The sequence below is a fragment of the Bradyrhizobium jicamae genome (assembly GCF_001440395.1).
Classification (GTDB): domain Bacteria; phylum Pseudomonadota; class Alphaproteobacteria; order Rhizobiales; family Xanthobacteraceae; genus Bradyrhizobium; species Bradyrhizobium jicamae.
In genome coordinates this window covers 1-1,299 of sequence record NZ_LLXZ01000111.1, presented here as the reverse complement: position 1 = coordinate 1,299, position 1,299 = coordinate 1, and the positions used below count along the sequence as shown (strand labels likewise).

2 protein-coding genes are annotated in these 1,299 nt (G+C 60.6%); both read left to right on the top strand.

Annotated elements, in window-relative coordinates:
- A partial coding sequence (locus CQ12_RS17960) for an HlyD family secretion protein (RefSeq protein ID WP_157088288.1) occupies positions 1–663 on the top strand: 663 nt, incomplete at its 5' end.
- Between the two features lie 5 nt (positions 664–668).
- The coding region (locus CQ12_RS17955) for a glycosyltransferase (protein WP_245309979.1) at positions 669–1,299 on the top strand (631 nt) is incomplete at its 3' end.

The following is a 1,299-nucleotide window of genomic DNA, read 5'->3' as shown; positions in this document are numbered from 1 at the left end:
GAGAGTGCGCAACAGCGCGTCAACTATTTCGAGACGGAACTCACCTCAGCCCGCACCGGAGTTTTCATCGGCGAGTCCTATAACGATGCCCCCTTCTCGATGCAGCGCATTCGGGAACTCGATCAGCGCCTGGCGGAACTGAATGTCGACGAGCAGCAGATTAAGCGGCGCATCGCTCAATTCGATCGGCAAATCGGCGCCGAGCGTCTGCGCGTCAATCGCCTGACGTCCGCGACTCTTAATGCCCGCGTCCCAGGCCTCGTCTGGGATATCCTGGTGGACGATGGCGCCTACGCACAGCGTGGGCAAGACCTGGTCAAGCTCGTCGACTGCAATAGCCTCGTGGTCACTGCGGGCGTATCCGAATCGCTTTATGACAGCCTCTCCGTCGGCGCGACGGTTCAGTTTCGGCTGTTCGGCGACGAACGAATTTTCGACGGAGCCGTCACCCGGCTCGGCGGAGCTGGCGCGTCGCCGCTTTACGCAAACCTCGCCGTGGGTCCGAGTCCGCAGCATCTGCAACGCTTTGACGTAACGATAACGGTGCCGAGCCTCGCACAGCAGCCGGATCTTGGCTGTGCCATCGGTCGCACTGGACGTGTTGTGTTTTCGAGCGGCCCGATCGCCCAATTCCGTCGTTTTCTCACGCGTCATGGCTTCTAATGCTAATGCTGTCGCCTCTGCTCGCCGCCTTGGCGGGAGCTGCCATCATCATCGGACTTCGCCTGACTGTCCTCCCACTGCTTGATCCGAGCCGTTGGTACTGGCGCGCCCTTCTGCTTGGCCTGGCGGCAATTCTCTCTTGGCGCTACGTGGTATGGCGGTTCACCGAGACGCTGGTGCCACTTGACTGGACTGCGGACGCATTGGTCAGTTGGGTCTTCGCTGCGCTCGAGGGCATGACGGTCCTGTCCTCGTCCATCGCCTTTGTGATCCTTTCACGCGTTAAGGAACGTACCGCGGAAGCTGACCGGCACGCCGGATGGTGGCTGCCTGGAGAAGCACCAAGCGTGGACATCTTCATCGCGACTTACAATGAGTCGCTTGAAATCCTCCAACGAACGATTATCGGCGCCAAGGCGGTGCGCTTTCCAAAGCTTCGCGTTTTTGTGCTTGACGATGGCCGCAGGGACTGGCTCCGGCAGGCCTGCGAGCGGCACTCTGTCGGATACATCGTGCGGTCCGACAACGCACATGCCAAGGCGGGAAACATCAACCACGCGCTTGCTGCGCGTGCCCAGGCTCCGGATCGACCGGATTTTGTCGCCATCCTTGATGCGGATTTCGTTCCACATGTCG